This is a genomic window from Nocardia sp. NPDC057668 (assembly GCF_042799795.1).
Lineage (GTDB): Bacteria > Actinomycetota > Actinomycetes > Mycobacteriales > Mycobacteriaceae > Nocardia.
This window is the reverse complement of sequence record NZ_JBHVIC010000004.1, coordinates 68,613-91,459: the sequence shown is the minus strand read 5'-3', so window position 1 is coordinate 91,459 and position 22,847 is coordinate 68,613. Positions and strand designations below refer to the sequence as shown.

Here is a 22,847-nt window from a genome sequence, read left to right as displayed (position 1 = left end):
CTCGTTCCGAGCGGCGACATGTCGCCCTTTAATCGTTAGTTGCGCATATATACATGTTCCCACGTTTCAGGCAGGGGTCATAGGTGTACCGGCGCCGAATCGTCACGTGGCGTCCGGCGTCCCCTGGGCCAGGGCGAGTGCGCGTTCGAGCATGCGGGCCACCTCGTCGGCCTGATCGTCGAAGTCGTCCCACAGCTCGTCGAGGTCGTCGAGGCGCTCGTGATCGCGGTGGCGGGCAGCGATTCCGGCGTCGTAGGTGTCGGCCAGGATCGGTTCGACGAACACCGGTTCGGGGGGTTCGGGCAGCTGCTCGGTGCGCGCGGCCTCGGACATCAGGCGGTAGGCCGGTACCGGGCCGCGGACATGGGCGGCGACGATCGCGGCGATCGCGGTGGCGGACAACGGTTGCAGCCAGAGCATCTCGTAATCGTGCATGGGGGTGTAGCCGCGGGAATCGAAACTGGTGAACAGCGGCAGGTGCTCGTGGGCGACATCGAGACCGGTGGCGGGCAGGTCCCGGCGGCCCAGGTGGTGGGCGAGGCGGCCGCGACCGGCCGGGTGCGGAGCCAGACGCAACGCGTCGGTCCAGCGGCACAGCACCTCGATCGGGCAGGTCGCCGGGTCGCCGGTCGGCTCCAGCAGCGCCAGGTGATCGCCGACTATCACGTGTTCACCACTCGAGCGCAGGTCGCGCTGGGTGAGGGCGGCGATCTGCGGGTAGGTGAGACCGGCGGCGGCCAGCACCAGCAGCGCGGCGTTGCGACGGCCGAACAGTCCCGCGGTCCACCCCCAGACCGGCAGCTGCGGCAGCAGCCGCTCGACCCGCCGGCGCAGAGCGGAATGCCGATGTGCGCGATGTGCATTGAGCGCGCCGCGCAGAGCCGCGGCCCTGCCCGGCGCGGGCAGGCCGGCGGCGATATGCGCCTGATTCACCGCCGTCAGTCGGCCGCGCTGGGTGGCCGTTTTGCCGGGGTGTTCATGCAGGTAGGCGGCCACGGTGGTCGGTGTCGCAGGCAGGGCCCGCCGATCGGTGGCCGCGCACCAGCGAGCGAACGTCGCCCAACCACGGTGGTAGCGCTCGGCGAGGCCCACCGGGTGCCCCGCGACGGCCGAATCGGGCTGCACGGGTGAGTGTTCCCGCGCGGCCGCCTCCCGGCACGCGCCCGGCTCGGCAACGATGGTCGCTCGCGATACGGCCGCCGCGGCCCGCCGCTGCCATACTCGGCCGACGGAACTCGCGGTCAGAGGCTGTTTTTCGTGCGGAACACCGCCGCGCATCGGCCGGAACAGCGGAGCTGTCCTCGAAGGCACGTCGGGCAATGGGGTCTCGCAGCTGTGCTCCTCGGGGTCCACGTCGTCGTGACCCATCAACCGGGTGACCGCCAGCGCTCCGCGTCCGGCCGTCAGGTCCACGGCCATGAGTCCCTCCGCACCCGGAATACCGGTCCCGGCCTCCCCCGGCGCCGTAGGGTCCGCTCCCGGCACGACAAGCCGATCCGGCTCCGCGGCACCGCTTTCGGCCCGGTCGTAGGCGGCGAGGACACAGAGCCAGCGGTGCACCACGCAGGGCGGGCAGCGGCGACTGTCGGACCGATCCTTGGCCAGGAACACGTATTCCGCGCCGTCACCGCGTGTTCGGCGGATCCGGACCCGCAGCCCCTCCCCTCCCCCACCGTCGTCCGGCCCCACGTCCTCGATGTACAGCCGGGTCAGGGCGCTGTGGTTCAGGCGGCGGTCGGAGCCCAGGACCAGGAGCGCGATGTCGCGGCGGGCGAGCGCCCGGGCGGCCCATCCGCGCGCGTCCGCTTCGATGCCGGCCACGAGCGCCGACAGCTCCTCGACGCTGAGCCGCGGGGCCTCGCGAGCCGGGGTCGACCCGGCCGAGGCAGCACGGGCACGAATATCACGCAGGGCCAGCGTGACCCGGGGATCCCGGCCGGGGTGCGGGAATCCGGCGGCCTGGTGCCGATCGCCGATGGCGGCGAGCCAGACTCCGAACGTGGCCGTCCGGTAGGTGCGTTCGCCCCGTCCGCGCGGGGTCGCCGCCTCGGTCAGGTACCGAATCACGCTCTCGGCGTCGGCGGGCAGGGAGACGCAGCCGTTCGCCGCGCACCATGATTCGAAGCGTCGCCAGGACGAGTCGTACATCCGCCGGGTGCCCGGCGACACCGCGGGAACGGCGAATTCGCCGCTGTTTTCGCCCCCGATCGCCGCGAGGTCGGTCGTCACTGTGTGCCTTCCTGCCCGGTGAACACCCGCCGATCGACATCGAAACATCAATTGAGCTGGGGCAATTCATTGTCGAGCCACCGGAACGCAAATTATCATGCGCCAGAACAAAAAACGTCAATGTGGCTGGGACCGGCCATAGTTCACCCCGGACAACCCCGACGTCCGGCGACCTCGTGAACAACCCGTTCGCATCTCGTCACCAGCACCATCATGCCGCTGACCTGCCGGTTCAGCCGGTTTCGACACGGAAAATCTTACCGCTTCGGATCTCGGTACACGACCGCGAATTCCGGCCGACGAGGTCGCTCGCGCGTACAGGGCGGCGCGGTCCCGTTCGATGGCGAGCCGGGACACGAGGCGGCGGCACGAGGCGTGCGGGTGCCGGGGTCCCGACTCGCCCCCCTCCCCTCCCCCACCCGAGGCCGATCAGCCCGTCCCGGAGCCGCTTTCACCCGGCGCGGCAACCGAATGCCCAGGCCAGAGGGCTGATGCCGCCATATTCCACGCTGAGCGACTTTCTCCGCAAAATCACACACGGGTGCCAGATGGCAGTGATCTTCGCGCAGAAGATCATTCAGGGGCCTTTGCGGGGTTTTGTAGTTCTCAAAAGGGGTGAACTTCGACGAAAACAGCCGATTTCGAGTGGATTCGAGCATTCCACCAGCAAACCCCGTGCTCAGCGGGTTTCCGCACATGAATTCCCGATCGCGCACTCCCCCGTCGACATGACCCACGGTCCGCAGATCAGTAACAAGGGCCCGCCGAGATCCGGTGCGATTCCGGCCATCCGAGCATCGACGATCAACCGCGGGCGATATCGCCGGCTCGATTCGACGCTCGCTGAGCGTTCTCGTGCACGCACCGCGGGCACGCTGGACACGCGCGCGAAAGGAGGATGTCCGTCGGCATCGTGACCGCGCCACCAGCGCTGAACCTCGATTCGCAGAGACACACACGCGGATTCGCCGACAAGCCTTCGTGTCCTCGGATTGCTCCACCCACGTCGGGCTCACCCTCGCCCGATCGCTCCACCGCGGCCTCGTCGCTCGCCGAAGCGCCCGCGTGACGCCGTACCCGTATCCGCCGACGACTACTGCGGCCGTGCAAGGTGTCGTTCTCGGCCGGCCCTGCCGTTGACAGTTCCCCTCCCTGAGCGGCATTCGTCAGCATGGCATGCCATCGAAGCAAGAAGCACCCGGTGCGCGGATGCAGAAGCCGACTTCGCGCACCCGACATCTGCGACCGCCTCCCTTCCGGCCATCACCGGTCATCGCGTGAACATCCCCGCCCGCGTCGGATGGCGTGGTGGCGCTTCGACGACTACGCCTGCGCCGACTCGATCGGAGTTGCCGCGGTCGTCGACGCGGCCCTTCTCCGAACCCCGCGGTGCGCCGGGAAGTCCCGCTCAGCACGACAGAGCGCTGCACGGACGCGCACGCGAAGTGCGCCGGCGAATCAGCGCGGGACGCCGTTCCCCAGCGTCGTCCTCGTGCCAGGCAGCACGCCCGTGTGCCACCCGAAACTCACCGGCACTCCGGTCAGCAGTCCGCAGTCCGCACGGTAGCGCGGAGCGGTCGATTCACGTCGGCAACTTGGCATTCGATGTAGCCATACGGGTCGCGCAGTCGCACCGCCACCGACAGCTCTGCCGCACATGGTTCGGCAGCATATGGACACGCACGGCCAATGACCGGCAGATCAGGATTGCGCGCACCACGCGCACGAGCCACAACTTCCGGACGAGAGGGGAGGGGACCACCCGGCCTCCCCTGCCGCCGCCGAGGATCGAACGGATTCATGACTGTCGCAACAGGCTTTTCACCTGGGAAATGGTTAGACTTCCACGGAGCGATACAGGCCGGAGACCCCAGGAAGGAGGACACATCGTGAGACACCATGACACTCGAAGAAGACTCGCGACAGCCCCTTCCAGATCCGGTTCAAGTCTTGAACTCGTCAGCATCAGAGACACTTTCAGATCTGTCAGACTTGATTCAAATACTTGCTCTGAGCTGCGAACTTTCAATCAGACAGTAACTGCCGCCAGTCGTAAGGTCGCATGTAACGTCGTACGCAAGACAGTAGCTCCGACTGTGTGTACGACGTTAGATACGACGTTATGCAAGACGGTAGAGCGGGCGGGTTCATCGACCTTCGGTGTTGCCTCAACTACGGGTGCCCGCAGGGGATTCGATACCGCCGCATATAAACCCAGAGGTAGAGCACTTTCCGGTGGAGTACGAACTGCCGCTGAGATCACCTCCGGTTCGACCGCATCGGCTGCCGGATTCAGTGGCACCTGCGGGACCGTGCCCAAGGCGGTTTCCAATGCCGTAGACATGGCCACTTCACTGCCCCGGACTCGGGCCGTCCAAGCGACAGGGAAGCCTGCGCACAGCAAGGCCTTCCATCAGGTACGCGGCCAGGTATTTATAAAGGCGACTTCTATCGCCAATCAGACGGCCGCAGGCTCGGTCTTCCTCGAGGGTGTATGCATCCCCTTGGAAACGGCTTGTGCGATGACAGTTCCTGCGAGCACAGCACGGGCGATCCCTACGCCCGCAACAAAGATCAGCGCTGCCACCCGTGCACTTACCGCCGATCCGATCGAATCGACTTCCCCATCTGCGACCTTGGCAAATGCCGTATCTCGTGTCGTACTGCCGATACGTTCGGCGACCACAGAATCGGCGCACAACAAGGTCATTGCCTCGGTCATGGTCAAGACATCTCGTTCGGCAATCCAGAAGGTCACATCTCGGACCTCGGCTATGCCCCGAGACAAGGTGAGAGCCAAGGGCTTTCCTATCGCCAGAGACATAGCCGCCGGTACGCGCGTGATTATGGTCATCGGTACCGCCGCAGCTACTGTCACCGCAGCGGCATGCGATGAGGTATCCGCTCCGAACGTCGAACAGACCACGACGACGACCGAATCCACGGTCGTGTCATCGGCCTTCTCTTCGACAGCGAATCCGGCCGCACGACAGGTCTCGACGACGATCGCAACGGATATCACCGGCACTACCTCCCACCATGCTGTCCCACAGGTGCTTTCACCGACCCTCGTCACGACCTCGGCGAAGACAGCCCGCGCCGCCGAAGCAACGACCGTCCACAAGCCCCTTCGGCGTGTCGACACACCGGTCTGTTCCTAGACCGCAGTACCCGCCCTTCCAAAGCCGCCCGCTACGACCGCTCAACAGGCTGACCAGCAGATCAGTTGTAGTGGAGTGCATTTGGCGGTACCTCGGACGACCGCACCGACACGAGGACATACCGCGACACACCCCCTCGCGGTTGTTGTTTCGACGATCTTCGCTCGGGTACTGTCGCCGCCGTGACCAGTACGCGTTTGCTACCCGTTTCCCGAGCTGCCAGACGAACCATCCTGGTGGCCAATCAGAAGGGGGGAGTGGGCAAGTCATCCATCGTCGCCGCGATCGCGGTGGCCGTCGCACAGCGCAACAAGCGCGTGCTCGTGGTCGACGCCGATCAGCAGGGCAACTGCACGATGCGCGATCTCGGGGTGAAGAACTCCGATGAGGGGCGCTCGCTGGCCATGACCCTCCAATACGGTTCCGCTCTCGAACCGGTGCTCGATGTCCGCCCGGGACTCGACCTCGTCTGCGGCGGAAAGCTGCTGGCGATGGCCGGCACGGTGGTCTCCAACGCCGAACAGCACGGGATCGATCCGCGGGAGAATCTGCTCAACGCGCTCGACGCACTCATCGACACCGGTCGGTACGATCTCGTGCTCATCGACTCCGGCCCCGGCGACCGCGGCGTCCTGGATCTTCTGCTCCAGGTGGTGAGCTGGCTGGTCGTTCCCACCAAGGAGGACGACGGCAGCATCGACGGCGCGGAACTGCTCGCCCGCCGCTACCTGTGGGCCCGCAAGAACGGCGCTCTCGTCGAACTCATGGGAATGATTCTGTTCGACTGCAATCCGCGCGCGGTCCGCCGCAACGAGGACACCCTCGGCAAGATCATGGATCTGCTCGAGGGCACCGGCATCGAGCCGTTCCGGAATTTCGTCCGGCAGGACAAGGCCACCGCGCTCGACGCACGCGCCTTCCATCTCACGCCCCAGGAGCTCATCGACTTCACTCCGCCCAAGGGCGGGGAGGATTCGAGCGAGGCGCCCGTCAAACGCTGGTCACGTGACGCGGAACCCTTGGCTTCGGACTATCAGGCGCTGACCAAGGAAATTCTCGTTCGCCTCGCTGCCGGCGAACGCGCGAAGGAGGTTGTGTAAATGAGCCGGAAGGGCGCCTTCAAGTCCGACGATCTCGACGACATCGACGATCTGCTCCCCCCGCCGCCGCCTCCGGCAGCGGTGCCGCCGACCCTGCCCACACCTCCGGCCGTGGTCGAAACCCTCCGGGCCGTCGAAACTCCGGAACCGGCGCCCGCGCCCAAACCCGCGCGAAAGACGGCCGCCCGTCCCGCCCCGGCGGCCGAGCCCGCGGCGAGCAAGCGCACTCGCCAGGCCCCCGCCCGGGCCCGGGCCACCCAGTCCACCCCCGAGGCGCACGTGGCTTCGGTTGTCGCCGACGCGCTTCGACGGCTCACCCACGCCGAGAAGCAGCAGCGCGGCCGGGGCCGCAGCTACGGCGAGGTCGTCCTGGACGCGATCGAGCAGTTCGAAACCGAACTGCGCGAACACTTCACCGAGCAGGTCGAGGCCAAGCCGAAGGGCCGGCTGTTCCAGCGCGTCGACAGTTCCCGGCCGCGCCGCCGTCGTCACGCCGAACCTCCGGTGAAGATTCCGCTGGCGGGCATCATCTCGACCGACGTCGAATCGCTCGATCTGCTGGCCGACGAGTGGCACGCGGGCAGCCGCAGCGCCCTGGTGGACCAGGCGCTCCGGCTCTACCTCGCCGAGGAGATCGCGGCGCTCGCAAGCGAAGCCGAGGAGATCGCGGCGCTCGCAAGCGAAGCCGAGGAGATCGCGGCGCTCGCAAGCGAAGCCGAGGAGAGCGCGGACGACGGCGACCTCGAGGCCGAGGCCGCGGTCTGATCAACCGCTCTGCCGAAAGCCCCGGGATCCCGCCGGGCAAGGGCGCATCAAGCCGCGTACGAGTCCCCTTTCGGCTGCCATCGTGCACCGCGGAGCCCGCGATGCACGGTGTCATCGGCGAGACCGATGACGTAGAGGTCCTCATCGCGGCAATTGTCGGACTGTAGACGGTCTACGGATTGGACCAGCCGTTTGCGAAACCCCAGCCAGTTCAGCCAGGCCGAGCGCACGGTCGCGTCGATGCCGTGCAGCAGGCGGCGGCGCAGTGCCCGGCGAGTTTCGAGCTGGGCGGCATCGAGCGCGCGGACCCAGCGGCGTTGATGGTGCAGGGAGCGCAGCAGTTTCGCCGAGCGCCCGTTGCTGGTGGCCAGACGCTCTCCAGGCAGCAGTTGAGCCAGGGCGTCGCACCGGAGTGCCCAGCGGTGGCGGTCGGCGGCGTGCTGGGCGCGCAAGCGGGGGAGGGAGGCACGCCCGGGGGTGCTACAGCTAGTGGGGGAAGTTTGGTGGTCGCCGTGCCCGGCCGTCACCTCCGGGCCCACCCCGTAGGCCGCCGTGTCCTTCGCACCGCCGCTGTACCGGTGGACCACCACCAGCAGACCGGCCCGCACGCACACCGCCAGCGCCGCCCGAACCGTCTTGGCATCCATCAGGGTTCGCTCGGCCAGATCGCGCACGCTGATCGAGCCGTTGCGCTTCACCAGCACCTCGGCCAGGTGAAACAGCACCCTGGTGACGCTGGCACGGCGTTGCGGGCGGATGGGCAGGGTCGGCAGCACCGCGTTGCCGGCCGTGGCCAGTTCCGTGCGCAGCACGTCGATTTCGCGGGCCGAGTCGCGAGCGAGATCGACGTGGACGTCGCCCACGTGCAATCGCCGGGGGCGGCTGGTCGTGGCTTCGACGACGGCCCGCTCCCACAGCACCAGCCACCATTCGCGTCGAATGCGGGCATACCCCGGGGGACAAGCCGTTCGGGCCAACGCCCACGCCTCGGATTCGGTACGGCCCTGCTCGGCTGCCACCGTGGTCACCGCGGGCATCCACTCGTAGCGCTGCCACCAGCGCCGACCGCGCGTCAGCGCTTTCGAGCCCGCGACGGCGACGATATGCCAGGCGTCAGCGGCGCGGTAACCGGCGCGGACCAGTGCGCAGGCTTTGCCGTACTCCCGGGCGGAGCGGGAGCCGTCGCGTGCGCCCTGCCCGGAGCTCGCGCCTCGGAATCGAGTCCGTCCGGACACGCCCCTGTCCCAATCGCGTGCGGCGTGCGGAATGGCGGTGATGTCGGCCGGGGTCAGGGTGCACGACAGGATCGGGCAGGGCAGTCCCTGGCGGTGCGGAGAACTGAGCAGGCGCAGCGTCTTTCCGGTGCGATCGTCGACGTCGATCGCGTACTGCCGGGACAGGCGCGCGCACAGTTGTCGCCATTGCCGCCGATGTCGTCGCGTACGGGCGGCGGTGAGCACGTGCCTGCCACCGGGGCGGCCCGATTCGCGCACCAGATACGGCAGCCCCTGGTCCACACACCATTTCACCAGCGATTCCGCGCAGGCGTCGCCCACGAGCGCGTATCCCGGCGGTGGGTCGATGTCCGCGACCAGGATGCCGGGCCGGACCCGGCCCGCGATCGACCGCGCCGTGCCCGCCGCGAGGTCTGCCCGTGCCGCGGACAGGTTCCGGGCGCGAGCGGGGGAGGTGTTGTCCGCGGCGATGAGAACCCATGGTCCCCTGAACAACTCGGCCTCGAGAGCGGCGACGGCCGTGGGCGAGATGTCGTGAATGTCCGGCAAAACCGGACGTGTGTCACATTTTTCACGCACCCGGGCCGTGCGTTTCCGATTCGTGACATACGCCATCGGTGTGTCACGCACTGTTGGGGTGGAACTCTCGTGAGGGCATGCTCTACCCTCAGAGGTGCTGAGCAAGCGCAGCCTCCGTTGCAAGACGGTGGCACCGGCGGATCCCGAGTTCCAGCTCGGTCCGCAACCTTTCGGTCTGGGGCGGTTTGGTCGCCTCGCCGTAGTCTCGATATCGATTCAGGCCCTCCCCTCCGGGGGAGTGGTCTGTCTCGACTCGTTCGATGCCCATATGACGTTGTCTGGGTGTGGGTTCAGCGACGAACTGTGGGGGCTTCCTCCTCGAAGCAGTGCGGGGCGCGACGGGTCATGACGCCGGCCGGGTATGCGGGGTCACCGAACTCGGGCGGGGACGCGGGACGATTCGTTCGCGGGCGGTGGCACGATCCCGTGCTACCGGAACGCGGAACGGTTCATCGACGCGTGGGCAGAGCTCCCGTTGAGGTCGACGACGGGCAAGCTTGGTGGGGTACAGCAGCTCTCACGAAGTCCTCCGGCAGCGAGCTTCGTGATGCAGCTTTGCTACCAGAGACCTGCGATTTCGACGACGACTCGCTCCGAAAACGAGAACACGCAAGCGACACGCCGTCCGGGGGAGGGGTAACACTCCGCTGTTGCCGTGCATGGGTACACGGACATGCGGTATCCTCAGAGCTGTCCATAGCCTTTTCTGATTGTCGTGATTGGTCGGATACGCACCCTTTGGCGTTTGCAAGACTGATGGGGGTGCTGATATCCGAAGGCGGGCGCAGGTCGAGAAGGGGCGGCAACCCTGACTTATCGACCTAACCGTGAAGCTCTGGCCCTGACGGCCAGGGCTTTCGGTCTTTTCTGCCTACCTATGAAGTTGTCTGGGAAGCGCGATCACGATGCCTGGGCGAACTCCTCGAAGCTTCGGACGGTCTGAACCGCCTGGGGGGTGGCCAGATCCGGTCGGCCGGCGAGAACGCACAGCATGTCCGACATGAACTGGTTGACGCTGGTGTAGCCGTTGGTCCGGGCCAGATCCTGGAGGTCGAGCTCTTGGGGGTAGCGGACTTTGGTCTCGTGCCGCGGCCCGAGACTCTTGCGGCCCATGGGCTTCTTGCCCGTGTGTGCGTCACCCGCTGCCATTAGCTCCTCCTCGCCAAGGATGGATACCGAATTATGGGTACAACAAGTATCTTTCACTGAAATGTATCCCCCGTCGAGTTGACACGCAACGACACGCCGCTCCCCGCTATCGCGTCGGAAATCCCCGGTCGCACCGGCCCTCCGTTTGTGCAGGTGAGGCCGTGAAAGGGAAAGCAGCACCGGACGAGTGCGCCGGGATATCCGAAGTCTTCACCGCAAGAGCGGGATTCGCGAAGAGTGTACGCGGCCGCGCGAGGGGTGGATCGGCAGATTCGTCAATGACGTTGCGACGCAACCCGTTCAACGGCCCATACGAGCCGGATTCGCTGGCTGATCAGGGCAAACATCATGCCCGGACACAGCGGGAGCGAGGAAACCGCAGCGAGAGTTGCTGGGAGTCATTGGGAGTGGCCGTGCGAGGTCTCTGTTCACAGCCGACGCCAGCCTACTACAGGATTTTTCTAACAGGGAAGAACTACATGGGGGCGCCATTTACTGCGTGTCACCTGCGGAAATACGAGGGCCGCGTCCGCAAGTTATGCGTGCGGCGTCCGCAAGTTATGCGCGCCGTCCTGGGAAAACGGCAATGCGGATGTCCGCGTGTTATGCGCGGACATCCGTGTGCGGCGGCCGAGTTGTCCACAGGACTGTGTATGACGTCCGCGAGATATGCGTGGATAACTCACCCCGGTAAGTGTCCGCCTATTATGCGCGGCATCCCGCGATTCGCCGCGCATAACACGCGGACACGACGTCCGCGAATTTATCCGGCAGCCAGCGACTACGACGACCTCGCCCGTGGAGAATCATCGTTCACCGCACGCATAACACGCGGACGCCGGTTATCCACCGTCCGCAAGCTATGCGTGATTACCCGGTCAGCGTCCGCAAGGTATGCGTGATCGGCTGCGGTGTGTCCGCAAGGTATGCGTGCGGTGTCCGCCGGTTATGCGCGGACGCCGGTGTCCGCGAGTTATGCGTGCCGTGTCCGCCGGATATGCGTGCCCGTCCGCCGTTTATGCGTGGGCGGCAAGGGGTTTCGGTGTCCGCAAGCCATGCGTGACGTCCGAACCGCCCGTCACCGGGGCGATGTCCGCAAGTTATGCGTCTGCGTCGCGGGAAACGCCCTGGTCAGAAGCGGTGCCGACACCTGTCCGCACCACGGTGGCATCGGGGCCCGCGCGCGGCTCATCCGCTGTCCGGACGGCTCGATTCCCCCGATGTCCGCGAGTTATGCGTTGCGGGACGCGAAGAACCGCAGGTCGGAGCCTGATGATACGGCCGGCTTCCCGACGCCGGCTGGCGGTCCGACGTCGGGAAGCCCGACGGTCCGACGTGCCGATGTCCGCAGGTTATGCGCCGGGCGCACCGCGACAGGGGGTCTTGACCGGGTGATGTTTCGGTGGCGGTCCGCAAGTTATGCGTGCCCGTCCCGGCTCGATCCCGCGCGCTACCTGCGGGTGTCCGCGAGTTATGCGTGCGATGACGGGGCGAACGATAGGAAAGAGGCGTCCGAAACCGGACACGGGGTCGGTGAGAACTGGAATTTCGCTGTGATCATGCAAAACTAGGGGCCATGCCACGACCCAAACGAACTCCGTTGGACATCGTGCGCGCTGCCGCCGAGGTATGGGATGGCGAACAGGAGGTCGGTTACCTGGCTCGCGTGTTCACCCAGACGTCGCTACCGTATCGGGATCCGGGTGACGTTCCGGCGTGGGGCCGCCGCAACGGTGACCTATCCCTGACGGTGCAGCCGGGCATGACCACCGACGAGAACAACAAACCCGAGTCCATCGGTTACCCCTACGGCACGATGCCACGGCTGATCCTGACCTTCCTCTCCACCGAGGCGGTGCGGACCGGATCGCAGGAAATCGTGTTGGGGGACAGTCTCACCGACTTCATGGGCGCGATGGGCCTGACCGCGACCGGGGGGAAGAACGGTTCCCTCACGCGGATGCGCAACCAATCGCATCGCCTGTTCAACGCCACCTTGACCATCGAGTACAAGGGCGACGCCAACCGCCGGATCGGCGCGAAACTCTACGTCGCCAGTGCGTACAACATCTGGTGCGGCACCGACACCGACGAAGAGCAGCCGTCGTTGTTCACCTCGACCGTCCGGCTCAGCGACGAGTTCTTCCGCGAGGTCACCGCCCATCCGGTTCCGCTGGACATGAACGCCATCAAGGCCCTGGGCGGTTCGGCGCTGCGCCTGGACATCTACGCGTGGTTGACCTATCGCATGTTCTCGGTCAAGCGCGAGACGACCGTGCCGTGGGAATCGCTCATGGCGCAGTTCGGGTCCGGGGCGGACTCGTCCGATCGCCGTCGCCGTCACCAGTTCCGGCGTGACTTCACCGCCGCGCTCAAACAGGTTCTGGTCGTGTATCCGCAGGCCAACGTCGATACCACCGAACAGGGTGTGGTGTTGCGACCGGGCCTGCCGCACATTCCGGCCTCGCCCGGGTTCCGGGCCCTGGCCCGCGCCTGACCTACTGCTTGCAGTCCGCGCATAATTCGCGGACATCCCCCGGTCGGAGCGGGGTCGAGTAGTTGCAGTCCGTGCACGATTCAGCAGTCGAGCGCCTCGGCGAGCATCGTCAGATCCACCGCGTCGGCCATCGCCCGGTATCCGGCGAGATTGGGATGCAGCCGGTCCGGGCCGCTGTACGCGCGCGCGAGCACCGTCGGATCGGTGGGATCACGCAGCGCGGCATCGAAATCGACCACGCCGTCCGCGATCTGCTGGGTGCGGATCCACGCGTTGATGCGCTGCCGGAAGTCTTCACTCGCCGGTGCGATGGCCACGCCGTTGACCAGGGCATCCGCCGCGGGCAGGATCGTGCCGAGCCAGATCTTCACCCCCGCCTGCCGTGCCTCGGCCACCACCTGCCGGAGACCGGCGATCATCTGGTCCGCGTTCGCCTGCGGTGGCAGTCCCAGGTCGTTGATGCCCTCGAGAACGAGCACGCCCGCGACCCCGGCCTGCTCGAGCGCGTCCCGCCGGAAGCGCTGTATTCCGCTGGGGCCGAGCATCAGCGGCTGCCCGTCGGTGACCAGCCGATTACTGCCGATACCGGCGTTGGCCACGGACAGGGGGATTCCGGCCGCGTCCAGCCGGCGTTGCAGCACGTCCGGGTAGCGGCCGTCGGTGTCGGCCAGGGCGATCTCGGCGGGTACTCCGACCGGTGAGTTGGTGATCATGCCGTCGGTGATCGAGTCGCCGAACGCGACGATGGACCGGGTCGACGCCGGGGCCGAGACCTCGAGTGCGTCGACGTAGAGCCACGAATAGGTCTTCTCGGTGAACCCCGCACCGCTGTCGCCGCCGGTCAGATCGCCACTGCCGGTGGGGGAGTAGTACGAGGTGGCGTTGGCGTTCCAGTGCTTGGTCGGCGGTCCCGCGGTCCCGGCGACGTGGATGCTCACCGCCAGCCGGGTGAAGGCCGCGAAGCTCAGCTCGACCGGATCACTCACGATCTCCGAGCCCGCCGGCACCACCGCCGAGCGACCCGCGCCGAAGGTCACCGGTCGCGGATTCCGCACCGCCGCGCCGATGTCCTGCGTCCCGATGGTGACCGCGCCGAACGTGACCGGAGTCAATCCGAACCGGTTGCTCAACCGGATGCGCAGGGTCGAACCGCCCAGGTGCGGGGTGATCATCATCCGGAAACTCTGATCCGAGACCACGGACGGGACGACGGTGCCGGTGGGGTCCAAGGGGGTGACCGCGTCGGTCACGCTCGCTGTCCAACCGGCCACGAAATGATCAGCGCCGCAGCCCGGTACGGCGGGATCGGCGGTCGCCGACGCGGCCGGGACCACGATCGAGACCGCACCGAGCACCGCGCAGGCGAGCATCGAACCGCGGCGAGGGGACGGTCGGCGGGACCGGGAGCCAGGACGTCTTCGGCCTGTTCGCATGATGAAATTCCTTCTGTAGCCGCGCTGTCGGCGGGCGGACTCGAGACTGGCATTCGTGTGGTGGACACCCATCGGGGTTGCGCCCGGAGGTCGAAATGTGGCGTCGAACGGTCGTTCTCGTGCGCCGATCGGCGACGGGTATCGCGATCGGCGGCGCCCGGCTCCGGTAATCTCCAGGTGATGACCACCGCACGCCGAACCAACAAGGGGCCGAGCGCAGCGGCTGGAAACCGGGCGGCGATTCTCGCGGCGGCGCGAACGATTTTCGCCGAGAACGGCTTCGACGCACCGCTGTCGGCGATCGCGCGGACCGCAGGTGTGGGTCAGGGCGTGCTGTACCGGCACTTTCCGAATCGGGAAGCGATCGCGCTCGCGGTATTCGACGACAACATCGCCGAAATAGAGGCGCGCGCGGCCGATCCCGGGCGCTCGCTGGGCGAACTGCTGAACATGATCGTCGAACAGCTCACCGACTCGGCCGCGCTCATCGCGCTCATCGACCCCGAATCCACGTTCGACGCACGGCTCACCGAACCGGCGACCCGGTTGTTCGTCCTGATCTCGGGCAAGATCGACGACCCCGCGCAGCGCGGTGACGTGCGGACCGAGGCCACGGCCGCCGATGTGATCATGGCGTTGTCGATGCTGGCGGCCCTGCTGACCAAGACCGACCCGTCCTGCCGGGAGCAGGTCTCCCGGCAGGCGTGGAATATCTTGTCGCACGGCCTCTTTCGTTGATGCTCAGATGAGCGAGCCGATATCGCGGGCCACGATGTTGTCCAGGGCCCGTTCGGCCAGTGCCGCGATCGTCATCGAGGGATTGCAGGCCGCGGTGGTGCCCGGGATCAGCGCGCCGTCGACCACGTACAGGCCGGGCTGACCCTTGACCCGGCCGTCCAGGTCGCAGACCACGCCCATGTTGGCCCCGCCCAGGGCATGCCAGGTCGAGTTGAACGCGAGGTTGGTATCGACCAGGGTGCCCGTGGAAGCCGCGATGCGATGCGCCGCCGGGCCGATGTGGTTGTTCTGGATGTCGCCGTCGCCGTTTTGCGGCCAGTAGAGCGTGGCGTCGTCCCGCGCCGTGTCGTAGCTGAAGTGACCGCGGTCCGCGCTGACGCCGAAGCCGACCATCATGGTGCTGGCGGCGTCGACGCCCATCGGCGGAATCGACGCCTGGATGATGGTGAACGCGGACTTCGGGTCGTTCCAGTTCTTGCTGCCGTACACCACCGGCCCGCCCTGTGCGGCACCGAAATTCGCCGTCGGGTCGTTCCAGAGATAGATCCGGTCGGCGTTGGTGCCCCAGCCCTGACCCAGGCCGTCGGGCATATCCGTGATCTGGCCCTTGGCGCTCGCGCGCACGAGCAGCCGTGTCGTGTTGAGGCTTCCGGCCGCCATGACCAGGGCCCCGGTGGTGAGGATCTTGTTCTCCACGACCGCGCCGGTGGTGTCCAGGCGTTGCACGTGCACCACCCAGCGTCCGTCGCGCCCGCGCTCGATGTCGGTGACCTCGTGCAGCGTTTCGACCCGGACCCGGCCGGTGGCCTCGGCTTGCTCGATGTAGGTGACATCGACCGAATGCTTGCCGCCGTTGTTCACGCCCATCGCACCGTCGCCGTTGGAATACGACGGCTTCATCTCCCCGCGCAGCTCGGCGAGCGCGTAGTTCCAGTCGATGGGCATCGGGATCTTGGACAGCGGCATCCCCGCCTGCCGGACGCGATCGGCGAAAATCCGTGCGACCCGGTAGTTGTCGGTCGCGATGAGTTCGTCGGGGGCTTCGGCGAGCCCGAGCATCTGGGCCACGCGCGGGTAATGCACCCGGTTGAGGGTCGCCCAGTCCAGCTCCTGGGGGAACCAGGTGTTGAACAGGTCTTCGGTGGGCTGCAGCGACATGCCCTGGTACACCAGCGAGCCACCGCCCACGCCGGAGGCGCACAGCGCGGTCATATTCGTTCCGGGCACGGCCTCGACCAGACCGGTGTAGGGCTCGAACACCATCGGGGTACCGAAGAGGTTGGGGCTCGATCGGTACCAGAGGATGCGCTTGTCGGGTGCGGACGCCCGCGGGAAGGTCTCGGCGTTCGGTCCGGTGCGCCAGCGCAATCCGCGTTCGAGCACTGTCACCTGCACGCCCGCCTGGGCCAGGCGCAGCGCGGTCACGCCGCCGCCGAAGCCCGAGCCGATCACCACGACGCGGTGGTCCTCGCGGGTGAGTTCGACCCGGTTGACCCGGGCCGCGGCCGGGGCCGGCCGGGTCAGGGCGCCGGTGGCCAGGAGTGCGGCACCGGCGGCGACACCGGTCATCATCGACCGGCGCGAAAGTGCTGTCATCGGGAGAGACCCTTCGGGGGGGAGAGAAGCCAGGGCGTGACGGTCGCCACAAGGCAGCTGTCGAGCGTGGACGATACCGGACAGTGTTGTCCGGATAAAGGGGCGGTTTTCGGCGGGTCGTCATCGGCGGTGGTGGGCAGGGTCTCGCCGAATGCGTCGCGCACGGCCCCGAGTTGCCGTCGCGCGACGTGATCGTCTCTAGGGCGTAGTTAGTGTCGTAGGTACTGTCTTATAGGATGTCGTATGTACGACGTTAAGTGACATCGGGTCGTCGTGGATGCTCAAACACTGGTCTACGCAGCATGTTTCCGGGGTCGAAGATCGCTGCGGGCGACCTGTCCGCGTCGAGCCATCACGTCGGCCGCAGCCGCGACCGCATACGACCCGGTGAGTGCGACCATGGCGATCGCGGCTCTGGCGGGAACATCCCGGCGTGCCAGGTGGACGAGACCGGTTCCGGTGTCGGCGATGTCCACCATCAGGCCCAGCCGCTGCCAGCGCAGCCGTTCGGGTGTGGACGCGGTCAGGTAGCCCAAGCCCATCGCCAGGGCCCGGGCGCCGTAAATCCTTGTCATGTATGTCAGTTCGGGGGAGCTCGCGACGCCGACGACCGCGGCGAATCGGCGCGGAGCAGCCAGGGCCGCGGCCGCGAGCAACAGCCGGCCACCCGCCAGCACGCGGAGTGCCGGGCCCGGACCCGTGGGATTGCCGGTGTCGGCGTGCGATTCGGGAGAGTGCGACGCGTGGGACGAAGTGCTCGGTCCGGTAGGGGAATTGGTCATGAGAGTGCCTCCTGGACGAGGTCGGCGAACGCCGATCCGAACGGCAATGCTTACTAATTCTGAACTACACACTTCATAATACTGAAGTAGATGCTGTAGGAGACTAAACTTTCTGAACCATGGCCAAGCGTTCGTACAACCAGTACTGCGGCATCGCCGCCGCCCTGGATCTGCTCGGGGAGCGGTGGTCGCTGCTGATCGTGCGCAATCTGCTGCTGGGGCCCAAGCGATTCAAGGATCTGCTCGAGGGCCTGCCCGGCATCGGCACCGGCCTGCTCAGTCAGCGCCTCAAGGAACTCGACGCCGCGGGGCTGATCACCCGCGACACCCTGCCGCCGCCCGCGGCGTCGGCGGTCTACCGCCTCACCGCCGACGGGGAGGCGCTACGTCCGGTCCTGTACGAGCTCTCGCGCTGGGGATCGGCTCGCCTGGGTGAACTCGCCGACGACCAGTACCTGGATCCCGAACTCGTCGCCCTGGCGTTGGAGGTCCGTTTCGATCGGGACCGGGCCGACGGAACAGCCGACGGCAGTTATGAACTCGCCGTCGACGGCCACACCTTCGGCTTCACCATCACCGGCGCCACCATCGACATTCGCGCTACCGCGGCACCGGCCGCCCGCACGCGACTGGTCACCGACGCGCGAACCCTGGCCGCGCTGAACGCCGGATCACAAACGCTCGCCCGAGCCGTGGCCGAGGGCGCGCTCACCGCAACCGGCGACCTCGAGGTCCTGCCCACCCTGGCCCGGCTCTTCGGCGCTGCCTGAATCGGCGGTAGTCGATTCGGCGGCATCCGATTCGACGCTGCTCGATTCGACGCTGGGAGCCGCGCGGACCCGGCCCGGCGCCAAGAACCCGATCACGACCGCGCTCACCAGGGTCAGCACGCCCAGGGCGATCGCGGCCTGGCCGGTGCCGTGGACGAACGCCGCCGACGCGGCCTGCGCGAGGGGGTCGGCTTGCGGGCCGAGGTGGGCGGTGACCTGCAAAGTGGCTGCGAGAGAATCCGAGACCGGTCCGCGCAGCTGCTCGGGCAGCGCCGCCACCGTCGAGGTGATGCGATCGCTGTAGCCGGCCGCGAGCATGCTGCCCGCCAGCGCGATGCCGACCGCCGCGCCGACTTCCCGCGCGGCGTCGTTGACCGCGGCCGCCACCCCGTGATTGCCGGTCGGCACCCCGGACACGATCGCGGCCGTGGCGGGCGCGGTGGCCAGTCCGATGCCGGTGCTGGTGATCAGCAACGGCCACACCAGATCCGCGTAGCCGCTGTCGGTGGACAGGGTCGCCACCGAGAGCAGTCCGATGCCGAGCGTGATCAGGCCGAGTACGGTCGGGACGCGCAGTCCGAACCGCTCGGCCATGCGGGGCGCGATGGGGGAGAGCAGCATCATCGGCCCGACCATCGGCGCCAGCGCCAGCGCCGACCACAGCGGCCCGTAGCCCAGGATCAGCTGCATGTACTGCACGATGAGCAGGAACAACCCGAACGAGACCAGGAACTGGATCGCGACCGACAGTGCGCCGCTGCCGAATCCGCGGCGCAGGAACAGCCGAACATCCAGCAGCGGATGCCGGGTTCGCAATTCGACCACCACGAACACCGCGCCCGCGAGCACCGAACCCGCGATCGCACCCCACGGCACCGGATGCGTCCACCCGCGCGCGGGAACCTCGACCATCGCCAGCACCAGGAGCCCGACCGCGAGACTGGACAGCGCCGAGCCGGGCAGATCGAACGGCGGCCGCGCGGGATCCGCGGATTCGGGCAGTGTGCACGAGGCGATCGTGAAGACCGCCCCCGCGATGCCCATGGCCAGCGGAATCGATTGCCACGACCAGTGTTCCACCAGTACCCCGGACCCGATGATGCCCACCACGGCGCCCGCGCCGGCCATGCCCGCCCAGATGCCGACCGCCAGCCCGCGCCGAGATTCGGGGAAGCTCGCGGTCAGCAGCGACAGCGTGGAGGGCATCACCAGGGCCGCGCCGACACCGGCCACCGCCCGGGCCGCGATGAGCCAGCCGACCCCGTCCACGAACACCGGCACCAGCGAGGCCGCCGCGAAGATCGCCAGGCCCACGACGAGTGCCGCTCGCCGCCCGTACCGGTCGCCGAGCGCCCCGCCCGGCAGCACCAGACAGGCCAGCGCGAGGGTGTAGCTGTCCACGATCCAGGTCAGCTGCTGCTGCGTCGCACCCGTCGAGGACACGATCTGGGGCAGCGCGGTGTACAGCGCGGCCATCGACGCGATGATGAGAACGATTGCCAGACAGGACAGCACGAGCGTCCAGCGCTGCATCGTCGATAGTCGGGCGGGGCCGGAAGTCATCGGCGTCTCCCAAAGGTACTGAAGGTAGCGTTACGCTACTACCAGTAGCACACTTGCCAGGGGGACGGTAGAAGTGCCAGTAACACAACCGGTAATAGCGATGGTATCGGCGTGAAAATCGAAAAGAGTTCGACGGAAGCCGATTTCACGACGCCGATCGACGGTGACGGCGACCCGCGGAAAGCCCGCTCGCGCGCGCATCTGCTGCGGGCGGCCACCTCGTTGCTGACCGCCGGCGGGATCGAGGCGGTGACCATCGAAGCGGTCACCCGGATCTCGAAGGTCGCCCGCACCACGCTGTACCGGCATTTCGACAGTGCCGCACACCTGCGCGCCACCGCGCTGCAGGCCCTGCTGCCACCCGTGGTCGAGGCCCGGGACAGCGGAAACCTGCGCACCCGGCTCATCGATCTGATCACCCGCCAGGCCGCGGTCATCAACGACGCACCGATCAATGTCATGGCCATGGCCTGGCTCGCGACGGCCGAGCACGCCGATTACCGTGCGGACCCGGCTTTTACGTCACTGCGCGAGCGGATCATCGAGCAGTACCGGCGCCCGCTGGACGAGGTACTGGACAGCCTCGAGATGCGGGAACCGGTGGGGGAGCGGGAACGAGCCCTGGCGCTGGCGCAACTGGTCGGCCCCATCGTCTTCCAGCGCCTGCTCGGCGGAGAGCCCGTCACCGAGGCCGATTGCATCCGCCTGGTCGATGACTTCCTGACCGCCCGCACCGCGCGCGAGTAGCCGGGTCCGGATGGCGGCGACCGTTCGACGCGCAACCGCCGAGCGAACGACTTCGCTTCCGGGCCGGTCCCGGTGAGTGGGACCGATGCTCGGGCCGGAACCGCACCCGATAACGTCAATGGCGTGAGCTCGCCAAGACGTGTCAACAAAGGCCCGGCCGCGGCCGCGGAGAACCGTGCCGCGCTGTTGGAAGCCGCGCGCGGCGCTTTCGCCGCGCACGGGCTGAACGTGCCGTTGAGTCTGATCGCGCGCGAAGCCGGCGTGGGGCAGGGAAGTCTGTACCGGCACTTCCCCAATCGTGAGGCGATCATCCTGGCCGTATTCCGGGAGAATATCGAGCAACTCGAGGCCCTGGCCGCCGATGTGGACTCCACCCTGGATGAGCTCCTGGACCAGATATTTCAGCAAATGACCACGGTAACACCGCTTTTCGACTCGCTGGCGGGCGCTGATCTCAGCGATTCGCGATTGACCGAGGTGATCGGCCGGCTCTACGGGCTGCTGGGGGAGAAGCTCGCTGACGAGACCCGGCGCGGCAGCATCCGTGCCGATGCGACCGCCGAGGAGATCTTCCTCGCGGTGGGCATGCTCGGGGCGCTGCTGAATCGGACGCCCGAGGACCAGCGGGCGACGATCGCCGACAAGTCCTGGCAGCTGCTGCTGCGCTCGCTGCGGCGCTGACCGGTCCGGTCCGGACCGCCGCTGACCATAGGCGAAACGTCAGATTTTCATTTTTTCCTCGATCTCGCTCTTGACGCGGCCGGGTGAGGGCGGACACACTACCAACCGGTAACCGGACAATTACGTCCGGTTGTGGGCGGGGTTACTCGCGGGCTTTCGAGGGGAAAAAGTTGAGAAGAGCACGTACGGTCGCCCCGATGCTGTCGGCGATCGCGGCGCTGTCGGTCGCTTTCGCGTCCACGACGGTGCCCGCCCCCGCGGCGTACGCGGCCACCGATTCGTTCTACACCTACCGCGGCGCCACGCCCCTGGGCGATCTCGCACCCGGCACCGTGCTGGCGACCCGGACGCTGAGCTATCACATCGCGTCCATCCCCACCCCGATCACCGCGATCCAGCTGCTGTATCGCACCACCGACGCGCAGCTCCGCCCGATCGCCAACGTCACGTCCGTCCTGCTGCCGCCCGGCGGGGTCGATCCGGCGAAAGCCGTTGCGTACCAGTCGTTCTACGATTCGCTCAGTCCCGAGCACGGTCCCTCGCGCTCGATCGCGGGTGACCTGAGCTTCGGCGGCATGGTGCTCTCGTCCGAGAGCATCCTGATCGCGGACATCCTCTCGCGCGGCTATACCGCGATCATCGCCGACACCGAAGGGCCGCAGGCGGATTTCGCGGCCGGACCCGAATACGGCATGACCACTCTGGATTCCATTCGCGCCGCGACCCAGGCCCGGGAAACCGGTCTGACCGCGGACACCCGTATCGGGCTCGTCGGGTATTCCGGCGGCGCGATCGCCACCAACTGGGCCGCCGCGCTCGCCCCCGACTACGCCCCCGAGGTCAACGACAAGATCGTCGGCGCGACCCAGGGCGGACTGCTGGTGAATCCGGCGCACAACCTGCGGTATGTCAGTGGCAGTCTGGGCTGGGCGGGTGTGGCCGGTATGGCCATCATCGGCATCGCGCGGTCGTACGACATCGACCTTTCGCCCTATCTGAGCGATCGCGGCCGTCAGGTCGTGGCCGCGCTGCACGACGCGTCCATCGCGAACGTGCTCTTCCAGTACCCGGGCCTGTCCTGGCAGCAGCTGGTCAAGCCGGAGTACGCGGATCCGAACAGCGTTCAGGCGCTGGTGGATACGGTCGACAAGGTGAACCTCGGCTCGGCACCGACGCCGACCATTCCGCTGTACATCGCGCAGGGCGCCGGCGGTGACATCGAGGGCACGCCCGGCAGCAATCCCACGGTCGGGCGCGGCGACGGCGTCATGGTCGCGGGCGATGTGCGCAGTCTCGTGCGGCAGTACTGCGCGACCGGCAACAGCGCGGTCGAGTACCACGAGTACGACGGCCTGAGCCACATCCCGACCCTGGCGGTCTGGACCACCGGCGCGATGGCCTGGATCGATGCCCGCTTCGACGGTGTACCGGCGGGGTCGAACTGCGCGAGCGTGGCCCCGGGCAATCCGCTGACCGCTGACCTGTAGCCGGTCCCTTTCATAGCGCCGGTGCCGCAACGGTATTCGACCGTTGCGGCACTCGGCGTGTCCGCCACAGGGTGTGATGATCCGGCTGTGGGCCTTCACGGTGAAGCGTCACTGTGACGTTCCGTTCGCGACGCCCCAGGATTGGGTGTCGCATGGAGTGCCCCGGTCCGGGATGTATCGGCTAATAGATGAAATGAACGCCGTTCACTATTTGAAAGCCGAATGAATTCTCGACCGCGATCGCGGTGAATCTCGTCGAGTCGTCCCGACATTTCTTATGGACATCTGTCTGGACACCGCTATGCTTTGGTGTCGGAGGGTGTGCCCCGCGAACT

17 protein-coding genes are annotated in these 22,847 nt (G+C 67.2%); 9 read left to right on the top strand and 8 right to left on the bottom strand.

Annotated features, from left to right (window positions below; all coding sequences use genetic code 11):
• Nucleotides 1–102 precede the first annotated feature (102 nt).
• A complete protein-coding gene (locus ACFVBH_RS24380) occupies nucleotides 103–2,229 on the bottom strand; it encodes a hypothetical protein (RefSeq protein WP_379004779.1) in 2,127 nt (708 codons plus the stop codon).
• Between the two features lie 548 nt (nucleotides 2,230–2,777).
• Between ACFVBH_RS24380 and ACFVBH_RS24375 the strand changes: the two genes are divergently transcribed.
• Nucleotides 2,778–3,146 (top strand): hypothetical protein, encoded by a 369-nt coding sequence (locus ACFVBH_RS24375; RefSeq protein WP_379004777.1) that lies wholly within the window; start codon nucleotides 2,778–2,780, stop codon nucleotides 3,144–3,146.
• A gap of 1,541 nt (nucleotides 3,147–4,687) precedes the next feature.
• On the opposite strand, the gene ACFVBH_RS24370 is transcribed toward ACFVBH_RS24375, so the two are convergent.
• Nucleotides 4,688–5,257, bottom strand: a complete 570-nt coding sequence (locus ACFVBH_RS24370) for a hypothetical protein (RefSeq protein ID WP_379004775.1) — start codon at nucleotides 5,255–5,257, stop codon at nucleotides 4,688–4,690.
• A 315-nt stretch (nucleotides 5,258–5,572) separates the two neighbouring features.
• Between ACFVBH_RS24370 and ACFVBH_RS24365 the strand changes: the two genes are divergently transcribed.
• Nucleotides 5,573–6,490 (top strand): AAA family ATPase, encoded by a 918-nt coding sequence (locus tag ACFVBH_RS24365; RefSeq protein WP_354985717.1) that lies wholly within the window; start codon nucleotides 5,573–5,575, stop codon nucleotides 6,488–6,490.
• Nucleotides 6,491–7,255, top strand: coding sequence for a hypothetical protein (locus ACFVBH_RS24360; RefSeq protein ID WP_379004772.1), 765 nt, complete (start codon nucleotides 6,491–6,493; stop codon nucleotides 7,253–7,255). It abuts the gene before it with no gap.
• A gap of 47 nt (nucleotides 7,256–7,302) precedes the next feature.
• Here ACFVBH_RS24360 and ACFVBH_RS24355 read toward each other — a convergent pair whose 3' ends face one another.
• Complete coding sequence (locus tag ACFVBH_RS24355; protein WP_379004770.1) at nucleotides 7,303–9,039, bottom strand: hypothetical protein; 1,737 nt, start codon at nucleotides 9,037–9,039, stop codon at nucleotides 7,303–7,305.
• Nucleotides 9,040–9,969: 930 nt separating this feature from the next.
• Nucleotides 9,970–10,218 carry a hypothetical protein gene (locus ACFVBH_RS24350; protein WP_354985714.1) on the bottom strand — a complete coding sequence of 83 codons (249 nt, stop codon included), beginning with the start codon at nucleotides 10,216–10,218 and terminating at the stop codon, nucleotides 9,970–9,972.
• 1,576 nt (nucleotides 10,219–11,794) lie between these two features.
• Between ACFVBH_RS24350 and ACFVBH_RS24345 the strand changes: the two genes are divergently transcribed.
• Nucleotides 11,795–12,715, top strand: coding sequence for a replication protein RepA (locus ACFVBH_RS24345; protein ID WP_354985713.1), 921 nt, complete (start codon nucleotides 11,795–11,797; stop codon nucleotides 12,713–12,715).
• Nucleotides 12,716–12,795: 80 nt separating this feature from the next.
• Here the strand turns inward: ACFVBH_RS24345 and ACFVBH_RS24340 are convergent, their stop codons facing one another.
• A complete protein-coding gene (locus ACFVBH_RS24340) occupies nucleotides 12,796–14,085 on the bottom strand; it encodes a GDSL-type esterase/lipase family protein (protein ID WP_379004767.1) in 1,290 nt (429 codons plus the stop codon).
• Nucleotides 14,086–14,328: 243 nt separating this feature from the next.
• On the opposite strand from ACFVBH_RS24340, the gene ACFVBH_RS24335 reads away from it, so the two are divergent.
• On the top strand, nucleotides 14,329–14,886 hold the full coding sequence (locus tag ACFVBH_RS24335; protein ID WP_354985711.1) for a helix-turn-helix domain-containing protein: 558 nt from the start codon (nucleotides 14,329–14,331) through the stop codon (nucleotides 14,884–14,886).
• Between the two features lie 3 nt (nucleotides 14,887–14,889).
• Here the strand turns inward: ACFVBH_RS24335 and ACFVBH_RS24330 are convergent, their stop codons facing one another.
• Together ACFVBH_RS24330 and ACFVBH_RS24325 are read right to left on the bottom strand one after the other, a co-directional pair.
• Nucleotides 14,890–16,482, bottom strand: coding sequence for a GMC oxidoreductase (locus ACFVBH_RS24330; RefSeq protein WP_379004764.1), 1,593 nt, complete (start codon nucleotides 16,480–16,482; stop codon nucleotides 14,890–14,892).
• Nucleotides 16,483–16,775: 293 nt separating this feature from the next.
• Entirely contained in the window at nucleotides 16,776–17,264 is a 489-nt protein-coding gene (locus ACFVBH_RS24325) for a hypothetical protein (RefSeq protein ID WP_379004762.1), read from the bottom strand.
• 119 nt (nucleotides 17,265–17,383) lie between these two features.
• On the opposite strand from ACFVBH_RS24325, the gene ACFVBH_RS24320 reads away from it, so the two are divergent.
• The gene (locus tag ACFVBH_RS24320) at nucleotides 17,384–18,034 is read left to right on the top strand and encodes a winged helix-turn-helix transcriptional regulator (protein ID WP_379004759.1); all 651 of its coding nucleotides are present in this window, start codon (nucleotides 17,384–17,386) and stop codon (nucleotides 18,032–18,034) included.
• On the opposite strand, the gene ACFVBH_RS24315 is transcribed toward ACFVBH_RS24320, so the two are convergent.
• A complete protein-coding gene (locus tag ACFVBH_RS24315) occupies nucleotides 17,936–19,597 on the bottom strand; it encodes an MFS transporter (RefSeq protein WP_379004757.1) in 1,662 nt (553 codons plus the stop codon). The genes ACFVBH_RS24320 and ACFVBH_RS24315 overlap by 99 nt on opposite strands.
• Nucleotides 19,598–19,708: 111 nt before the next feature.
• On the opposite strand from ACFVBH_RS24315, the gene ACFVBH_RS24310 reads away from it, so the two are divergent.
• The 3 genes from ACFVBH_RS24310 (at nucleotide 19,709) to ACFVBH_RS24300 (ending at nucleotide 22,512) form a co-directional block, all read left to right on the top strand.
• On the top strand, nucleotides 19,709–20,344 hold the full coding sequence (locus ACFVBH_RS24310) for a TetR/AcrR family transcriptional regulator (protein ID WP_379004755.1): 636 nt from the start codon (nucleotides 19,709–19,711) through the stop codon (nucleotides 20,342–20,344).
• A gap of 123 nt (nucleotides 20,345–20,467) precedes the next feature.
• Nucleotides 20,468–21,025, top strand: coding sequence for a helix-turn-helix domain-containing protein (locus ACFVBH_RS24305; RefSeq protein WP_354985707.1), 558 nt, complete (start codon nucleotides 20,468–20,470; stop codon nucleotides 21,023–21,025).
• Between the two features lie 197 nt (nucleotides 21,026–21,222).
• Nucleotides 21,223–22,512 carry a lipase family protein gene (locus ACFVBH_RS24300; protein WP_379004752.1) on the top strand — a complete coding sequence of 430 codons (1,290 nt, stop codon included), beginning with the start codon at nucleotides 21,223–21,225 and terminating at the stop codon, nucleotides 22,510–22,512.
• Nucleotides 22,513–22,847 lie beyond the last annotated feature (335 nt).

Excerpts from the sequence above, each read along its gene's own strand:
- ACFVBH_RS24315 (WP_379004757.1), bottom strand. The coding sequence starts at position 19,597 with ATGACTTCCGGCCCCGCCCGACTATCGACGATGCAGCGCTGGACGCTC.
- ACFVBH_RS24375 (WP_379004777.1), top strand. The coding sequence starts at position 2,778 with ATGGCAGTGATCTTCGCGCAGAAGATCATTCAGGGGCCTTTGCGGGGT.
- ACFVBH_RS24325 (WP_379004762.1), bottom strand. The coding sequence starts at position 17,264 with ATGACCAATTCCCCTACCGGACCGAGCACTTCGTCCCACGCGTCGCAC.
- ACFVBH_RS24320 (WP_379004759.1), top strand. The coding sequence starts at position 17,384 with ATGGCCAAGCGTTCGTACAACCAGTACTGCGGCATCGCCGCCGCCCTG.
- ACFVBH_RS24330 (WP_379004764.1), bottom strand. The coding sequence starts at position 16,482 with ATGACAGCACTTTCGCGCCGGTCGATGATGACCGGTGTCGCCGCCGGT.
- ACFVBH_RS24335 (WP_354985711.1), top strand. The coding sequence starts at position 14,329 with ATGACCACCGCACGCCGAACCAACAAGGGGCCGAGCGCAGCGGCTGGA.
- ACFVBH_RS24340 (WP_379004767.1), bottom strand. The coding sequence starts at position 14,085 with ATGCTCGCCTGCGCGGTGCTCGGTGCGGTCTCGATCGTGGTCCCGGCC.
- ACFVBH_RS24300 (WP_379004752.1), top strand. The coding sequence starts at position 21,223 with ATGCTGTCGGCGATCGCGGCGCTGTCGGTCGCTTTCGCGTCCACGACG.
- ACFVBH_RS24345 (WP_354985713.1), top strand. The coding sequence starts at position 11,795 with ATGCCACGACCCAAACGAACTCCGTTGGACATCGTGCGCGCTGCCGCC.
- ACFVBH_RS24360 (WP_379004772.1), top strand. The coding sequence starts at position 6,491 with ATGAGCCGGAAGGGCGCCTTCAAGTCCGACGATCTCGACGACATCGAC.
- ACFVBH_RS24350 (WP_354985714.1), bottom strand. The coding sequence starts at position 10,218 with ATGGCAGCGGGTGACGCACACACGGGCAAGAAGCCCATGGGCCGCAAG.